Source organism: Desulfobacter latus (assembly GCF_013389365.1).
In the GTDB taxonomy this organism is placed as follows: Bacteria; Desulfobacterota; Desulfobacteria; order Desulfobacterales; family Desulfobacteraceae; genus Desulfobacter; species Desulfobacter latus.
The window spans coordinates 1-496 of record NZ_JACADJ010000191.1 but is presented as its reverse complement, the minus strand read 5'-3'; the positions used below and the strand labels follow the sequence as shown (position 1 = coordinate 496).

The window sequence follows — 496 nt, the reverse complement described above, 5'->3', positions numbered from 1 at the left end:
GACCCCATGAAGTTGGAATCGCTAGTAATCGCGGATCAGCATGCCGCGGTGAATATGTTCCCGGGCCTTGTACACACCGCCCGTCACACCATGGAAGTTGATTATACCCGACGTCGCTGGGCTAACTTCCCTTTCTTTATAGATTGGGCAGGGGCAGGCGCCTAAGGTACGGTCGATAACTGGGGTGAAGTCGTAACAAGGTAGCCGTTGAGGAATCAGCGGCTGGATCACCTCCTTTCAAAGGAAAGAAATACATAAAGCTTTTTTTGGCTTCACTGACCAACTTTGAGAGATCAAACCGGTGAAATAATAAAGTAACCGCACTCTCTTTGTTCTTTGACAATTTGTTGTAGTAAATATCAAAATTTTAAACATCAAAGCGTTTAAACTTATTTGTGGAATAGTGGCTAAGCTACTAAGAGCAAACGGCGGATGCCTTGGTGTCAAGTGAAGAAGAAAGACGTGGAAAGCTGCGATAAGCCTCGGTAAGGAGCTA

General features: G+C 45.6%; 2 rRNA genes. Both read left to right on the top strand.

Annotation, left to right across the window (positions count from 1 at the left end):
- Nucleotides 1-238: ribosomal RNA gene (locus HXW94_RS18945) — 16S ribosomal RNA — on the top strand; the annotation flags it as partial.
- Between the two features lie 167 nt (nt 239-405).
- Nucleotides 406-496 (top strand): 23S ribosomal RNA (locus HXW94_RS18940); the annotation flags it as partial.